The organism is Streptomyces sp. CA-111067, from assembly GCF_050956065.1.
Lineage (GTDB): Bacteria > Actinomycetota > Actinomycetes > Streptomycetales > Streptomycetaceae > Actinacidiphila.
The window spans coordinates 3,835,284-3,851,406 of sequence record NZ_CP192103.1 but is presented as its reverse complement, the minus strand read 5'-3'; the positions used below and the strand labels follow the sequence as shown (position 1 = coordinate 3,851,406).

The 16,123-nt window shown below is 72.5% G+C and carries 13 protein-coding genes; 4 read left to right on the top strand and 9 right to left on the bottom strand.

Annotated features, from left to right (window positions below):
* Positions 1-155 precede the first annotated feature (155 nt).
* Entirely contained in the window at positions 156-1,307 is a 1,152-nt protein-coding gene (locus ACQPW6_RS16685; RefSeq protein WP_433890432.1) for an MFS transporter, read from the bottom strand.
* Between the two features lie 775 nt (positions 1,308-2,082).
* Here ACQPW6_RS16685 and ACQPW6_RS16680 point away from each other — a divergent pair.
* Together ACQPW6_RS16680 and ACQPW6_RS16675 are read left to right on the top strand one after the other, a co-directional pair.
* Entirely contained in the window at positions 2,083-4,434 is a 2,352-nt protein-coding gene (locus tag ACQPW6_RS16680) for a ricin-type beta-trefoil lectin domain protein (protein WP_433890431.1), read from the top strand.
* A gap of 88 nt (positions 4,435-4,522) precedes the next feature.
* Positions 4,523-5,662, top strand: a complete 1,140-nt coding sequence (locus tag ACQPW6_RS16675) for a ricin-type beta-trefoil lectin domain protein (protein WP_433890430.1) — start codon at positions 4,523-4,525, stop codon at positions 5,660-5,662.
* A 106-nt stretch (positions 5,663-5,768) separates the two neighbouring features.
* Here the strand turns inward: ACQPW6_RS16675 and ACQPW6_RS16670 are convergent, their stop codons facing one another.
* Entirely contained in the window at positions 5,769-6,374 is a 606-nt protein-coding gene (locus ACQPW6_RS16670) for a MarR family winged helix-turn-helix transcriptional regulator (RefSeq protein ID WP_433890429.1), read from the bottom strand.
* Positions 6,375-6,443: 69 nt separating this feature from the next.
* Here ACQPW6_RS16670 and ACQPW6_RS16665 point away from each other — a divergent pair, with 69 nt between their 5' ends.
* Both ACQPW6_RS16665 and ACQPW6_RS16660 read left to right on the top strand, forming a co-directional pair.
* Positions 6,444-7,334 (top strand): EamA family transporter, encoded by an 891-nt coding sequence (locus ACQPW6_RS16665; RefSeq protein WP_433890428.1) that lies wholly within the window; start codon positions 6,444-6,446, stop codon positions 7,332-7,334.
* A gap of 52 nt (positions 7,335-7,386) precedes the next feature.
* Positions 7,387-8,019 (top strand): NAD(P)-dependent oxidoreductase, encoded by a 633-nt coding sequence (locus ACQPW6_RS16660; RefSeq protein ID WP_433890427.1) that lies wholly within the window; start codon positions 7,387-7,389, stop codon positions 8,017-8,019.
* On the opposite strand, the gene ACQPW6_RS16655 is transcribed toward ACQPW6_RS16660, so the two are convergent.
* The 7 genes from ACQPW6_RS16655 to ACQPW6_RS16625 all read right to left on the bottom strand — a co-directional run bounded on the left by ACQPW6_RS16655 (position 8,013) and on the right by ACQPW6_RS16625 (position 16,114).
* A complete protein-coding gene (locus ACQPW6_RS16655; protein WP_433890426.1) occupies positions 8,013-8,861 on the bottom strand; it encodes an SMP-30/gluconolactonase/LRE family protein in 849 nt (282 codons plus the stop codon). The genes ACQPW6_RS16660 and ACQPW6_RS16655 overlap by 7 nt on opposite strands.
* A 433-nt stretch (positions 8,862-9,294) precedes the next feature.
* Entirely contained in the window at positions 9,295-10,278 is a 984-nt protein-coding gene (locus ACQPW6_RS16650; RefSeq protein ID WP_433890425.1) for a hydroxyacid dehydrogenase, read from the bottom strand.
* 472 nt (positions 10,279-10,750) lie between these two features.
* Positions 10,751-11,746, bottom strand: coding sequence for a dihydrodipicolinate synthase family protein (locus ACQPW6_RS16645; protein WP_433894555.1), 996 nt, complete (start codon positions 11,744-11,746; stop codon positions 10,751-10,753).
* A 123-nt stretch (positions 11,747-11,869) separates the two neighbouring features.
* Positions 11,870-13,000 (bottom strand): NAD-dependent epimerase/dehydratase family protein, encoded by a 1,131-nt coding sequence (locus ACQPW6_RS16640; protein ID WP_433890424.1) that lies wholly within the window; start codon positions 12,998-13,000, stop codon positions 11,870-11,872.
* A gap of 8 nt (positions 13,001-13,008) precedes the next feature.
* Positions 13,009-13,860 (bottom strand): carbohydrate ABC transporter permease, encoded by an 852-nt coding sequence (locus tag ACQPW6_RS16635; protein WP_433890423.1) that lies wholly within the window; start codon positions 13,858-13,860, stop codon positions 13,009-13,011.
* Positions 13,861-13,862: 2 nt separating this feature from the next.
* On the bottom strand, positions 13,863-14,777 hold the full coding sequence (locus ACQPW6_RS16630) for a carbohydrate ABC transporter permease (protein WP_433890422.1): 915 nt from the start codon (positions 14,775-14,777) through the stop codon (positions 13,863-13,865).
* 86 nt (positions 14,778-14,863) lie between these two features.
* A complete protein-coding gene (locus ACQPW6_RS16625) occupies positions 14,864-16,114 on the bottom strand; it encodes an ABC transporter substrate-binding protein (protein ID WP_433890421.1) in 1,251 nt (416 codons plus the stop codon).
* Positions 16,115-16,123 lie beyond the last annotated feature (9 nt).

Here is a 16,123-nt window from a genome sequence, read left to right as displayed (position 1 = left end):
GGGGGCGGCTGGACGGGGTCGTCGCTGGTCGGCTGCGGGGTCCCGGCCTAGGCCGGGACGTCGGTCAAGGGCGCGTAATGCCGGTCCGGTGCTTGTGCTTTCGCGGCAGCGCTGAGCGGGCCGCCGAATTGCGAGCACGAAACCATAACTTTCACTTAGCCCGACGGCCGGCTGAGGCCCCCGCCTGCGGCTGCAAGCGAGCCCCTACGGGTACGGGTCCAGGCCGCCGTGCCGGCCAGCGCGGCGGCGGCGCAGCCGAAGGCCAGAGCGGGGCTGACCGGGGCAAGGTTCCCGCCGAGCACGTATCCGACGGAGCTGCCCAGGAGTTGGACACACACCATCAGCGCGTAGGCGCGAGCGAGCACCGGGCGCCCGGCCACCGTGTCGAGCAGGCCGGACGCGGTGACCGACACCGGGGCGGCGCAGGCTCCGCCCAGGAACAGCCCGACCCCGAAGGCCGGCAGCCAGGCCGTCGACACGGCGACGCCCAACGCAGCAGCGGCGACGCCCACTTGGCCACGCAGCAGGTGCCGGCTGGTGGCCCGGCGGGGCCGCGCGCCCCAGGCGAGGCCGCCGAGCAGCATGCCGACGGAGGCGAGCGACAGCAGGACCCCGCTGAGAGCGGGCACGCCGCGGGCGAGCGCGACGGCGGGGACGCCGACGCCGGTGAGCCCGGCGGCGAGGCCGGTACCCGCGGCGCCCATGACGAGGGTCCGGACACCGGGGTACGACGTCGGGCGCGCGGCGTGCGTCGCCTTCCGGTTGCCGCCCGACCCCCGGGCGGCCGGGCTGAGCGCGGGCAGCACCCCGGACGCGCAGGCCAGGACGCCCGCCGCGACAACCGCTGCGCGGGGCCCGGTCACGGCGACCAGCCCGGCCACCAGCAGCGGCCCGTTCAGCAGCCCGAGCTGGAAGAGGACGGCGAGCAGCGCGTAGCCGGCCGGCCGGACGGCAGGTTCCGCGACCAGGTCGCGCAGCAGCACCCGAGTGCCGGCGGTGGCCGCCGGCAGGCACAGCCCGGCGAGCGCGGCGACCACGACCAACGCTGCGGGCGCCCTCGACGTGAGGCCCACGGCCGCCCCGAGCAGCAGCCCGCCGCAGAGCAGCCCGGCAGGCGCGAGCACCCGCACAAGCCCGAACCGGTCGATGAGCCGCGCCTGCAACGGCAGCCCAACGGCGTTCCCCACGCCGAACGCCCCCGTGACAGCCCCGGCGACGCCGAACGACCCGGTGAGCTGCCGCCCGAACAGAAGAAGAGCGAGGTCAAGCATCCCGATCGCGGTGGCGCCCGCGAAGACACTCCCCAACGGGACGACGATCCCGGGCGCGCGCAGAACGCCCCGATAATGCCGGAGCAAGGCATACCTCCGAGGTACGCCCACCCACCCGGAAGCGACTCTCCCGGAGAGGACCTTACGCCCGCCCACCGGGGCCCTCTGCCCAGCCCCCTTCGGCAGTTCCCGGACGCGCGGCCCGATGGTGGGCTGGTGGCGCAGTTCCCCGCGCCCCTTTGGGGGCGCACCTGTAGCGACGGATAGCCGCCGACGAACCGGAGCGAGCCGCCACCTCGGCGTAGACCCCCACCCCCGCGGCCTCAAGCCGCCACTCGGCCTGGGAGGGGACGGTCCGGGGTGCCCCCGCAGGATTTCCGACAAGCCGGGGTGCAGCCGAAACAGAGACCCGCACGGAGGGAATCCGAGGAGGTGCCACGGACCGGCACCGACCCCACCCACCAGAAAACGTGCACCCAAGGACGAATCTGCACGGGTGGTGCGGGTGGGAAAAACGGCAGGCACGGCGCCCAGCCGTGAAAACGAACCGCACCGCCCACCGGGGGGGTGGATCCCCCGCCTCCCCCACCCACCCGGGGGCGCGGGGGCGGAGCCACCGTCCTTCGTCGCGGACACGGACCCGGCACACCTGGTCGCGTCATCGCCCGCCCGGCGAGGGCACCGTGTTTGTTTGGGGATTCATGTTCGAAGCATTGACCATTAATCCAACACGACAGCACACTGTGCACCGTTTCCCCCCCACGAAAGGCGGCCCCCCATGGCCAGAACCATCCGACTCGCACCCTTATGGGTGCTTACCCTCCTCGCCGCGCTCCTCGCGGTAAGCATCGCCCCCGCCCACGCCGCCACAACAACGATCACCGTCGACGGCGCCCAGAGCGGCCGCACCTTCGACGGGATCGGCGCCATCAGTGGCGGCGGTGGCAACTCCCGGCTCCTGACGAACTATCCGGCCGCTCAGCAGTCGCAGATCCTGGACTACATGTTCAAGCCCGGCTACGGGGCGAACCTCCAGCTGCTGAAGCTGGAGATCGGTGGCGACGCCAACTCCACCGACGGCTCCGAGCCGTCCATCGAGCACAGCAAGGGCACGGTCAACTGCAACGCCGGCTACGAGTTCTGGCTCGCCGAGCAGGCCAAGGCGCGCAACCCCGACATCGGGCTGTACGGGCTCGCCTGGGCCGCGCCCGGTTGGATCAGCGGCGGGTTCTGGTCCACCGACACCATCAACTACCTGATCTCCTGGCTGGGTTGCGCCAAGCAGCACGGCCTGACCATCAGCTACCTCGGCGGCTGGAACGAACGCGGCCACGACGCCAACTGGTACGTCCAGCTGCGCTCCGCGCTGAACAACGCCGGCTACGGCGCCGTCAAGCTCGTCGCGGACGACTCCGGCTGGGGCGTCGCCGACGACATGGCGAACAACTCGGCGTTCAACAACGCCGTCTCGATCATCGGCGCGCACTACTCGTGCAACGGCGGTGACGGCGGCGACGCCAAGACCTGCTCCAGCACCAGCACCGCGAAGAACAACGGCAAGCCGCTGTGGGACTCCGAAAGCGGCTCGCAGGACATGAACACCGGTGCCCCCGCGCTGATCCGGGCGATCACCCGCGGCTACATCGACGCGAAGATGACCAGCTACTTCAACTGGCCGCTGATCGCCGCGATCTACCCGAACCTGCCCTACAACACCGTCGGCCTGGCCACCGCGGCCTCGCCCTGGTCGGGCAACTACCAGATCGGCGCCAGCACCTGGGCCACCGCCCAGGTCGCCCAGTTTACCAAGCCGGGCTGGAAGTTCGTGGACTCCGCCTCGGGCTACCTCGGCGGCAACGAGAACAACGGCACCTACGTCACCGTGAAGTCCAACACCTCCTCGGACTACTCCACGATCCTGGAGACCACCACCTCCACCGGCTCGCAGACTGCCAACTTCCATGTCCAGGGCGGCCTTTCGACCGGCGCCGTCCACGTCTGGGCCACCGACGTCAACAGCCCCAGCGCGGCGACCTCGTTCGTCCACACCCAGGACATCACGCCGTCCGGCGGCTCGTACTCGCTGACGATGCAGCCCGGTTACGTCTACACCGTCACCACCATGGGCGGCGGCGGCAAGGGCACCGCGACCCCGCCCGCCGCACACGCCCTCGCGCTTCCCTACTCCGACAACTTCGACAACGTTGCCGTGGGCGGCGAGGCGACCTACCTGTCCGACATGCAGGGCTCGTTCGAGGTACAGAACTGCGCCGGCGGCCGGGCCGGCCGCTGCGTGCAGCAGATGGCCCCGGTCAAGCCGATCGAGTGGCAGGACGACTCCGACTCGTACGCGCTGATCGGCGACACCACCTGGTCCAACTACACCGTCAGCGCCGACGCGTACCTCAGCGCCGCGGGCACCACGGAACTGCTCGGCCGGGCCGGCACCCAGCAGCGTCCGCAGTCCCACATGAACGCGTACTACCTGCGGATCCGCGACACCGGCCAGTGGTGGATCGAGAAGATGTACACCGACGGCTCCAACCACACCCTGGCCACCGGCACCACCACCGCGCTCGGCACCGGCAAGTGGCACAACCTGTCGCTCCAGTTCCAGGGCAGCCAGATCACCGCGAAGGTGGACGGCAACCAGATCGGCTCGGTCGCCGACTCCTCCTTCCAGACCGGGCAGGCCGGACTGGGTATCCAGGGCTACCGCCTCGACCAGTTCGACAACCTCACGATCACGCCGGGCTCCGGCACCGCGCAACCGCCGGTCGGCCATGTCACCTCCGCGCTGAACACCGCCAAGTGCCTTGACGACTTCGGCGGTTCGTCCACCGCGGGCGCCGTCGCCGACCTGTGGGACTGCAACACCTCGGGCGCCCAGCAGTGGACGGTCAACGGCGGCACGCTCCAGGCCAACGGGCTGTGCCTGGACGTCACGGGGAACGGCACCGCCAACGGCACCCCGGTGGAGCTGTGGACCTGCAACGGCGGCTCCAACCAGCAGTGGCAGCAGCAGAACGGCGCCCTGGTCAGCTCCGCCAGCGGGCGCTGCCTCGACGTCCCCGGCTTCACCACCACCAACGGCACCCAACTGGACATCTGGGACTGCAACAACGGCACGAACCAGAAGTGGAACCTGCCGACGGCGTCATGACCGGCGCCGTCCCCGTACCCCCGGCGGGCCCCGACCAGCGGGCCGCCCGCCCGTGCTTCCCCCCACCGACGAATCACGAGGACCGGGAATGAAGAGATCAACCGCAGGTCTGATCGCGGCACTTGCCGCCGCGGTCAGCCTGGGCACGGCGGCTCCCGCCATGGCCGGGACCACCGCCGCCGCCCCGCACGCCGCCCCGCGGGCCGCCGCGGTGACCCCCACCCCGCTGCGGCTGATGCCGCTCGGCGACTCCATCACCTGGGGCGTCGGCAGCTCCACCGGCAACAGCTACCGCGGCTTCCTGTGGAACCAACTCGCCGCCGAGGGCCACACGTCGGACTTCGTCGGCACCGGCCGGGACGGCGACATGTCCGACCCGGACAACGAGGGCCACTCCGGCTGGCGGATCGACCAGATCGCCGGCATCGCGGACGCGGTGATGGCCGCCTACCGGCCCAACATCATCACCCTGGAGATCGGCACCAACGACCTCAACGGCAACTACCAGGTGCCGACCGCACCCGACCGGCTCAGCGCCCTGATCGACCAGATCAACCGGGACGCGCCGGACGCCACCCTGCTGGTCGGCACCGTGATCATCTCGACCTCGGCCGGCGAGGAGGGCTACCGCCCGGCGTTCAACCAGAAGGTCGCCGACATCGTGGCGGCCAAGCAGGCGGCCGGCCGGCACGACCGGCTGGTGGACATGGGCGCGCTCACCGCGGCCGACCTGTCCGACGCGCTGCATCCCAACGACACCGGCTACGGCAAGATGGCCGACGCCTTCAACGCCGGTGTGCAGGCGGCCGACAGCGCGGGCTGGCTCAAGCCGCCGGTGCCGGCCGGCGGGGCGATACGGTCCGGGATCACGGGCAAGTGCCTCGACGTGAACGGCGCGAACTCCGCCAGCGGTACGGCCGTTCAGATCTGGGGCTGCAACGGCACCGGCGCGCAGGTGTGGAGCGCTCCCGGTGACGGGACGCTGCGCGCGCTCGGCAAGTGCCTCGACGTGACCGGCGCCGCCACCGCCAACGGTTCCAAGGCGGAGATCTGGGACTGCAACGGCGGCGCCAACCAGCAGTGGCAGGCGTACAACGGCGGCTACCGCAACCCGGTCTCCGGCCGCTGCCTCGACGACCCGGCGGGCTCCACCACCGACGGCACGCAGGTCGCGCTGTGGGACTGCAACGGTGGGGCCAACCAGCACTGGTCGTCGATCGGCGGCTGACAGCCGGGCCGGGCGGGCGCTGTGGCCCCGGCGCCCGCCCGGTCCTCACCTTCCGGTACGGCGTGAACTCCGCCGCCCGCACAGGAAGTTGGCGGGCACCCGGAGCTCACGCCGTACCGTCGCCGAGCGACAGCAGCAGCGTCCGCAGCGTCCCGGCCAGCGCGTCACGCTCGTCCGGGTCCAGGGCGCCGAGCAGCCGGTGCTCGTTGGCCACATGGTCGGGCAGTGCCCGGTCGATCAACGCCCGTCCCTGCGCGGTGAGTTCGACGTGCACCACGCGGGCGTCCGCCGTGCTGCGGGTACGGCTGACCAGGCCGCCGCTCTCCAGCCGGTCGAGCCGCTGGCTGACCGCGCCCGAGGTGACCATCGAGGACTCCATCAGCTGCGCCGGAGTGAGCCGGTGCGGCGGGTCGCTGCGGCGCAGCGTGGCGAGGACGTCGAACGACGCCGAGTCCAGGCCGTGGGTGGCGAAGACCCGGCGCAGCTCGGCGTCGAGCAGCCGGCTCAGCCGCTTCAGGCGGCCGATCACCGCCATCGGGGACGCGTCCAGGCCGGGCCACTGGCGGCTCCACTGCCCGAGCACCATGTCGAGGTGATCCGCACCGGCCGGGCCGTCCGCCGCGTCGCCGGCCGGGCCGGGGGCCGCGCCGTCCGCTGTGCCGTCCGCCCGGCGGTGCGCCGGGCCCGTCGCGCGCTGTTCCTGGGGCTCCATGGACCCACACTAGCCAATCTCTTAGCGTTGAGATACTTTATCTTAGTGCTAAGGAATCGATCGGGAATCGTGCTGCTGACCGCCGTCGCCCCCGCCGTCTGGGGCACCACCTACTACGTCACCACCGAATACCTGCCGCCGGACCGCCCGTTGCTGGCCGGCGTGCTGCGCGCGCTGCCCGCCGGGCTGCTGCTCGTCGCGCTCACCAGAAGACGGCCGCACGGGGTGTGGTGGTGGCGCTCGCTGCTGCTCGGCACGCTGAACATCGGCGCCTTCTTCGCGCTGCTGTTCATCGCCGCGTACCGGCTGCCCGGCGGGGTCGCGGCGACCGTCGGCGCGGTGCAGCCGCTGCTGGTCGCGGGTCTTTCGGCCGGGCTGCTCGGCGACCGGCTCACCGCGCGCACGGTGCTGACGGGGCTGACCGGGGTGCTCGGCGTCGGGCTGCTGGTCGTGCAGCCCGGGGCACGGCTCGACGGCCTCGGCATCGCGGCGGCGGCCGGCAGCGCCGTGGTCATGGCCACGGGTGTGGTGCTCAGCAAACGGTGGCCCGCCCCGGCGCCGCTACTCGCTGTCACGGGCTGGCAGTTGGTCGCGGGCGGGACGGTGCTGCTGCCGGTGGCGCTGCTCGTCGAGGGGCCGCCGCCGTCGTCCTTGAGCGCCGGGAACGTGCTCGGCTACGCCTACCTGACGCTGATCGGCGCGGCCGTCGCCTACACGCTCTGGTTCCGCGGCATCCGCGAACTCCCGCCCACCAACGTCACGTTCCTCACGCTGCTCAGCCCGACGGTCGCCACGATCGTCGGCTGGCTGGCGCTCGGGCAGGACCTGGGTCCGCTCCAGGTGGTCGGCGGCGTCCTGATCCTGGGCTCGCTGGTGTTCGCCCAGTTGCGGCGGCGGCCCTCGCCGGCCCCGGTGCGTGCCGCGGGCGGCCCGGCCGCCGTCCAGGACCTGAACGCGTGAGTTCCCACGTCATCCCACGTCATCCCAATCCCACGAGACAAGGAGACCAGTCATGCGCATCACCGTCTTCGGCGCGGCGGGAGCGGCCGGCCGGCGGATCACCGCTGAGGCACTGGGCCGTGGGCACGAGGTCACGGCGGTCGTACGGTCCGCCGCCCGATTCCCCGAACTGCCGGAGGGGGCGGTGGCGCGGGTCGGGGACGCGCTGTCCGCGGAGTCGATCTCGCAGGTGGTGCGGGGGCAGGACGTGGTGATCGCGGCGACGCGGCCGGCGCCCGGCTTCGAAGACCAACTCGTGCTGGTGACGGACGCGTTGCTGAAGGTGCTGGCGGGTACGGGCATCCGGCTGCTGGTCGTCGGCGGAGCCGGCACTCTCACCCTGCCGGGCGGTGGGACGGTCGCCGAGGCGGCGGACTTCCCCGTCGAGTGGCGGCCGATCGCGGCGGCCTGCGCGACCCAACTCGCCCGCTGCCAGAAGTCGGTGGACGTGGAGTGGGCGTACCTCAGCCCGGCGGCACTGCTCGCGCCCGGCGAGCGGACCGGGCGATTCCGCCTGGGGGCAGACGAGTTGGTGACCGATGGCCACGGCGTCTCGGCGCTCTCGTACGAAGACCTCGCGGTCGTCCTGCTGGACGAGGCCGAGCGCCCCGAGCACCTCTGCTCCCGCTTCACGGCGGGCTACTGAGCGTCGCCGTTCCAAGCCGGGGCCGGCAGGCCGCGGACCCCCGGTCGGGCGGTGAACAGGCCGCCCTCCGGGCCGGCCGCGGTGATCACCAGCGTGTCGAGGCCGGGTCCGGCGAAGGCCACGCCGGCGGTGTGCGCGGCCGGCACCCGTACGGTGGCCAGCCGCTCGGCCGCCGGGGAGTAGCAGCGCACCTCGCCCGCGCCCCACACCGCCAGCCACAGGTTCCCTTCGCGGTCCGCGCACAGGCCGTCGGGGAGCCCGCCGGTGACCGCGAGGAACTCGCGGCGCTCCCCGGTCCGGCCGTCCACCGGGTCGTAGTCGCGCACGTGGACGAGGCCGCGGCCGGTGTCCACGCTGTACATCAGCCGGCCGTCGGGCGACCAGGCCGGGCCGTTGGAGCAGGTGAGGTCGCGGTCGAGGAGGGTCGGCTGCGCGCCGCCGTCGAGCCGGACGAGGACGTCATCGCCGCGGCGGCCGTCGAGAGCGGTGCTGCCGACCAGGAACCGGCCGGCCGGATCGCACCCGCCGTCGTTGAGCCGCCCGGCCGTCCCCGGCGCGAGCACCCGGGCGCCGGGGAGGTGGTCGCCGTCCGGCGTGATGACGGTGAGCCTGCGCGGCCCGGCGACGAGCAGCCGCCCGTCCGCGGCGGCGGCGACGGCGCCGACCGTTCCGGGCAGCCGGTGCCGCTTGACGACCTCCACGGCGCGAGGGCGCAGCACTCCCTCAAGGACGAGGCCGCCCTCCACGTCCACCCAGATCAGCCGCTCGCGCGGACCGTCCCACACCGGGCCTTCGGCGAGTCGGAACGCGCCGACGAGGGCGGGGCGGGCGTCGAGCGTCACGGGGTGGTCCTCCGGGGTGAGTGCTTTGGTTGCGGCCGCATGGGTCTGGGTGGGGGGTGGTGGGGGGCTGGTGGCGCAGTTCCCCGCGCCCCTGGGGTGGTGGCGGTGTTTGGTCGGGTGCGGGTCGGTGGGTGGTTGGTGGCGCAGTTCCTCGCGCCCCTGGGGTGGTGGGGGTGTTCGGTCGGGTGCCGGTCGGTCGTGGCTGGTGGCGCAGTTCCCCGCGCCCCCAAGAGATGCCGGCCGGGGGAGTGCCCTGCGGGCGTCCGGGGCGGGGCGTGGGGGGCGCGCTGCCGGATGCCACCGGGTGGGCTGGTGGCGCGGTTCCCCGCGCCCCCAGGAGACCGCCGGTCGGGGGAGTGCCCTGCGGGCGCTCGGCCGCGGTACGGGAGCCGCGATGCCGGGCGCCACCGGGTGGTGTGACCGTTGCGCGGGGTTACTCGACGCGGGTCAGGGACTCGCGGGTTACCGCGTGGAGGAGCGGCTGTCCGCGTAGGTGGCGTTCGATTTCGGACACCGTGCTCTCGCCGAGGGAGAAGCGGCCCTCCACTGTTGCCGCCGCTTTGTGCGGGGTCAGCAGAGCGTTGGGGAGCGTGCGGAACGGGTGGTCGGTCGGGAGGGGTTCCGCGTCGAAGACGTCCAGGGCCGCGTCGAGGCGGCCCGCGCGCAACTCGGCGAGGAGGGCGGCCTCGTCGACCAGCCAGGAACGTGCCGTGTTGACCAGGCCCGCGCCGTCCGGCATCAGCGCCAACTCCCGTGCGCCGAGCAGGTGATGGGTCTCGGCCAGGGCGGGAGCGTGCACGGCGGTGATCCGGCTGGCGGACAGCAGCTCGTCGAGGCCGGCGACCCGGACGCCGAGACGTTCGGCTTCGGCAGCACCCAAGTACGGGTCGGCGACGGTCACTTCCGCGCCGAGCGCCCGCACCAGCGCGATGTACGCACGGCCCGTGCGCGACGCCCCGATCACGCCGATCGGGCAGCCGAGTATCTGGTGCCGCTCCGGAGCGTCCTCGGCCACCTGCCATGGGGCCCCTTCCCGCAGCGCGTGGTCGAAGCGGTGGACCTGGTGCAGCAGCGCCAGGGTGAAGGTGAGGGCCACCTCGGCGACCGGCCTGGCCATCGCCGCGCCGGCCTGGGTGACCCGTACGCCCCGGTCGAAGACCGCGCGCGTCGCATACGGGCTGACGGCGCCGCCGGTGTGCGCCAGCAGGCTCAACCGCGGTGCGCCCGCGAGCAGTTCGGCGTCGAGCCGGGCGGTCCCCCAGCCGGTGACGAGGATGTCGGCCTCGCCCAGCGCGGCGGCCAGCCCGGCCCGGTCGCCGGGTTGGTCGAGCAGGACCAGGTCGGCCGACTGCGAAAGCCGCTGCCATGCGTCCGGAGCGAACAACTGCTCGCGCAGCGCGGCCCCCACCGCGACCACAACGACCGCCCGCCGCCCAGCGGCCTCGGTCGCTCCCGTCCCTCCGGCCCGCCCCGCCCGTTCCGGCCCCTCCGGCCCGCCCGGCCGCGCCGCCCCTTCCGGCCGAGCAGGCCGTTCTGACGGCGCCGACCGTTCCCGCCCATCCGGCCACTCGGGCCCGTCCGGCCGCGACGCCCCTTCCGGCCGAACAGACCGCTCTGACCGTTCCAGGCCGTCCAGCCGTTCCGGCTCGTCTGGCCGCTCGGGCCCGCCCGCCCCGTCCGGCCGTTCCGGCCCAACAGGCCGTTCCCGCCCATCCGGCCGCTCCGGCCCGCCCGGCCGCCCGGGCCCGTCCGGCCCAACAGGCCGTTCTGACCGCGCCGACCGTTCCGGCCTGTCCGGCCGCTCGGGCTCGTCCGGCCCGTCCGGCCCGTCCGGCCGTCCCGGCCCGCCCGGCCGCTCGGGCCCGTCCGGCCCGCCAAACCCCCCTGCCTCAGCGGAGCCATTCATCGCGGTGCTCCGCAACAAACTCGTCGTCCGTCAGCCACGGGTAGGCGGTCGCGACCCGGGCGATCTCCTCGGACTGGCGGGGGGAGAGCAACTCGTCGGGGTTCAGGCACCAGGTGCCTTCTAGGAGGCCCTGCTGGCGTAGTACCTCGTGCACGCCGGGGATGCAGCCGCGGAAGGCGTTGCGGACGTCGAAGACTGCTGCGTTCGCCTCGGTCAACTGCGGGGATCTGCGCAGCAGGTCGGTCATCAGGGCGTGGTCGCCGGCTCGCGCCGCGCGGACCTGGGCGAGCAGGTCGGTTGCCGCTCGGGTCCATACCGCCCACTGGCCGAGGAGGCCGCCGGCGAACCAGCGGAGGCGGCCGGTCGCGGTGCGGTACGGGGTGAGCAGGTCGGTCAGGATCGCGTCGTCGTTGCCGGTGTAGAGGGCGACCTCGTCCGCGCGGTCGCTCTCGGCGATCGCGGCGATCGCCTCGGCGGTCCGGTAGCGGTCGAAGGGCGCGGTCTTGACCGCCACCACCGAGGGGATCTCGGCGAACGCCCGCCAGTAGCCGGGGGAAAGGTAGCGGCCGCCCACGACCTCCTGGAGGTAGAAGCCGACGACGGGCAGCACCTGGCCGACGGCCCGGGCCCGTTCCAGCAGCCCGGCCTCGTCCGCGCCCGGCACGGCGGGGCTCAACAGCACCGCGTCGTAACCGAGTTCGGCGGCAAGCTCCGCCTCGCTGACGGCCTGCGCGGTGTAGCCGCAGGCGCCGGCCACCTTGACCACCGGCCGGCCGGCCTCCTTGTCCACGGTCTCGGCGGCGAGTTCGAGCACCGGCCGCAGCAGGCCGACGCGTGCGTCCCGGATCTCGAACTGGGTGGTGTGCACCCCGACGGCGACGCCGCCGGCCCCGGCGGCCAGGTAGTAGCGGGTCAGCGCCCGCTGCCGCCGCTCGTCCAGCCGGCGCCGCGCGTCCAGGGCGAGCGGGTGGGCGGGTATGACGGTGCCTGCGGCGAGCAGGCCGAGTGCGCCGCCGGCTGCCGAACCGCGGTCGTCCGAACCGCTGTCCGTGCCGGCCGGTGTGATGGTGCCTTCGTGCTGGTTGCGGGAGGACACGATGGGTCAGAACCTTCCGTCGCGGACCTGGAACTTGGTGGGCCGGCCGGACAGCGGGTGCCCGCGGCGGATCCACTCGGCCTGCCAGCGCACCAGCGTGCGCAGCGGGACCGGCGGATAGCCGAACAGCGCGTGGCAGCGGCTCGCGTCCGACAGCAGCGCGGTGCCCGACTCCTGACCCACAGTCAAAGAGCTTATGCCGGGGCCCAGTTCGGCAGACGGAGCCCCGTCCGTGGCCTCCGGGCCGAACTCCGCGGCGAACATCTCGGCCAGCCGCCGCACCGACACCGTCTCCGGGCCGGTGAGGTTGAGCGTGAACGGCTCGGCGGCGGCGTGCCGCAGTGACCGCAGCGCGACCTCGTTGGCGTACCCCTGCCAGACCACGTTGGCGTGGCCGGTGGTGACGTCCACCGGTTCGCCCGCGTGCACGGCCGAGGCGATGTCGGCCAGCACGCCGTAGCGCAGGTCGATCGCGTAGTTGAGGCGCAGCAGCGCCACCCGCGTGCCGTGCTCGGCGGCGTGGTGGCCGAAGACCCGCTCGCGGCCGAGGCAGGACATCGCGTACTCACCGACCGGGCCGACCGGGTCGGTCTCGGCGCTGCCGGCCGAGGCGGTCGCGACCAGCGGGTAGACGTTGCCGGTGGAGAAGGCGGCGATCCGCGCGTCCCGGTAGCGGCGGGCGATCCGGTCGGGCAGCGCCGCGTTGACCGCCCAGGCGTGCGCCGGGTTGCCGGCGGAGCCGAACTTGGCGCCGACCATGAAGACCACGTTGCCCGCGTCGGGCAGCCGGCCCGGGTCGCCGTCCATCAGGTCGAAGGCGACCGGGCGTACACCGTCGGCGGCGAGCGCGTCCGCCGCGGCCCGGTCCGACCAGCGGGAGACGGCGTGCACGGCGAGGTCTTCGCGGCCCGCCGCGTCCAGCGCCCGCCGGGCCAGCCGGCACAGGCTCGGCCCCATCTTGCCGCCGGCGCCGAGGACGACCAGGTCGCCGTCGAGCCGGCCGAGGTCGGCCACCAGCGCGGGGGACGGGGTGGCCAGCAGGTCTTCGAGCTGCTTCTCGCCGTCCGGAAAGCCTTCCGGAACGCCGTCCGGCGAACCGCACCGAACACCGTCCGGAGAAGGGGAGTTGTCGGTCATGGAGTGGGTCATCCTTTGACTGCCGATCCCGTGACGCCCTCGGTGAAGTACCGCTGGCCGGCCATGTACGCGGCGAAGATGGGGACGAAGGCGATCACCGATCCGGCGAGCACCTGGCTGAGCGGCACCTGCTGCTGTTGCAGGGACGCGATGCCGACGGTGAGGGTGCGCATGTCGCTGCTCTGGCCCATGATCAGCGGCCAGAGGAAGTCGTTCCAGTGCCACAGGAAGACGAACGTGCCGAGGGTGGCCAGGATCGGCTTGAGCAGCGGCAGCACGATGCTGACGAAGATCCGCAGCTCGCCGCAGCCGTCGAGCCGGGCCGCCTCGAACATCTCGTCGGGGAGGTCCTTGATGAACTGCCGCATCAGGAACACCGCCTGGGCGTTGGCGAGGGTGGGGATGATCAGGCCCCAGTAGGTGTCCACGCCGCCGATCTTCGCCATCATGATGAAGGTCGGGATCATGGTGACGTGGTACGGGACCATCACCATGGACAGGAACGACCAGAACATCGCCTCCCGGCCGCGGAACCGCTTCTTGGCGAAGGCGTATCCGGCCAGTGCGGCCAGTACGAGCACCCCGACCACCGACACCACTGAGTAGACAAGGGTGTTGAGCAGCCAGCGCCACACGTCCTGGGCGTCCAGTACCGCGTGGTAGGACGAGCCGCTGAGGTGCCAGGGCAGCAGGCTGCCGGGCAGCGAGACGGCGGCGCCGGGCTTCAGCGAGAGCACGATCATCGCGTAGAACGGGAAGACCGTCACCAGCGAGGCCACGGTGAGCAGCAGCGCGCGCACCAGCCGTCCGGCGACGCCCGGCCGGAACGCGCCCGGAACGGTGTCGGTCGGGTTCGCCATGGTCACTTCTCCTTTCCGAGTACCAGCCGCTGCACCAGCGCCACGACGATGGTCAGGACGAACAGGACGCAGCCGAGCGCGCTCGCGTAGCCGAGGTCCATGTACTTGAAGCCCGCGTCGTAGAGCTGGTAGACGAGGCTGTAACTGGCGTTGGCCGGTCCGCCGCCGGTCATGACGTAGATGGCGTCGAAGATCTGGAAGCTGTTGGTGGTCTCGATCACCGCGAGGAAGAAGAAGGCCGGCTTGAGCTGCGGGGCGACGATGTACCTGAAGCGCTGGAAGGGGCCGGCCCCGTCCATCAGTGCGGCCTCCTCCAACTCCCGTGGTACGTCCTGGAGTCGGGCCAGCAGGATGAGCATCCCGTAGCCGCAGCGCGACCAGATGCCGACGAGCGCGAGGGCCGGCAGCACCAGGGCGGAGTCGGTCAGCCAGGACTGCTCGGGCAGCCCGAGCATCCCCATCAGCGCCGACCACGGGCCCTTGGTCGAGAAGATCCAGATGAAGACGGTGGAGGCCAGGATCAGGCTGGTGACCACCGGCAGGAAGAAGATCGACCGGAACAGCCGGGAGCCGCGGAAGGCCCGCCGGGTGAGCAGCGCGAGCCCCAGGGAGGCGAGCACGGTGAACGGCACCGCGATCACGCTGTAGACCACGGTGACCCGCAGCGACGACCAGAACAGCGGGTCGTGCGCCATCCGTTGGAAGTTCTGCAGCCCGGTGAAGTGGGTGCTGTCGCCGATCGCGTAGTCGGTGAAGCCGAGCAGCAGCCCGGCGACGCCGGGACCGAACCGGAAGACCAGGAAGAGCAGGAAGCAGGGCAGCACGAACAGCAGCCCGATCCGGGCCTCCCGGCGGGCGTGCGGTCCGGGTCGGGTCGTGCGCGGGCGGGTGGTGGTACGTTCCGCGACTGCGGCCACGGGACCTCCTTCGGGTAGCGACGGGCGCGCTGCGGTGCCGGTGCGGGCCGGCGGCCGGACGGGGTGGGACCGGCCGGACGGTACGGTCAGCGCTTGCGGGCGATCAGCTGGTCGGCGGCCTTCGCCGCGTCGTCGAGCGCCTTCTTCGGGTCGGACTTGCCGAGCAGCGCGGCCTGGATCTGCGGCGCGAGCACGCCCATCACGTCCCGGGCGGCCTTGTTCAGCGGGCCGACGTCGGTGCTGCCGAGCACCTTCTCGGTGGACTGCTGGAGCGCGTCACCGGGGTAGAGCGGGGCCGCGTCGGTGCGCGGCGAGAAGTAGCCGCCGGGCTTCTGCAGCCCCGCGGTGTTCGCCGGCTGCGAGACGTACGAGATCCACTGGCCGGCCAGCGTCTGGTTGGCGCCCTTGAACACCGCCAGGGTGCCGACGGTGCCGTACGCCACGGAGGTGGCGCTGCGCAGCGGTGGGCTGACCTGGATGTTGTCCTTGCCCCAGAACGGCTGGACCTCGGCGGCGGTGTTCTGCCAGGTGCAGGCGACCTTGTTCCTGGCCAGGTCGGTCTGCTCGATCTGCGGGGTGGTGGTGACCAGGTCCTTGGGCGTCCAGCCGTTGTCCACGAAGGTCTTCAGCCAGGTCAGTGCCTTGACGCCGGCGGCGCCGTTGAACGCGGTCTTGCTGCCGTCGGAGGAGAAGACGTCGCCGCCCGCCTGCCACAGCAGCGGGTAGAAGGTCATGTTGAGGGTGGCGGTGGTGTCACCGCTGTAGCTGGTGGCGTAGTAGCCCTTGGCCTTCAACTTCGGCGCGATCGAGGCGAGTTGGTCCCAGGTGGTCGGATTGGCGGTCTCGCCGATCGCGTCGAGCACCTTCTTGTCGCAGAGCAGCGGATACGCCGACATCAGTACGGGCGCGGCGAGTTGCTTGCCGTCCACGGTGACCGACTTCAGCGCCGCCGGGCGGTAGGCCGCCTTGTCCGCCGCCGCCATCCACTGGTCGGCCGGTATCAGGTTGCGCTGGTAGGCGGAGAGCTGGTCGGGGATGAGGTAGGCCACGTCGGGGCCCTTGCCGGCCGCCAGGGCGGTGGCCAGCGCGGTGTCCCGGTTGGCCCACGGGTAGGTGGAGACCTTCACCTTGGTACCGGGGTGGGCCTTCTCGAACCCCTTGACCAGGCCGTCCCAGTAGGCGGCGTCGGCCTTGGGGTCGTTGATCACCGGGTAGACCCAGGCGTTGACGGTCTTCTTCGAGCTGGAGCCGGAGCCGGTGGACGAGCCGCAGCCGGTCACGGCGACGGCGGCGATGGCGATGGCGGCGGCGAGCACTGCGGTGTTGCGGCGTCTCACGTGATTCTC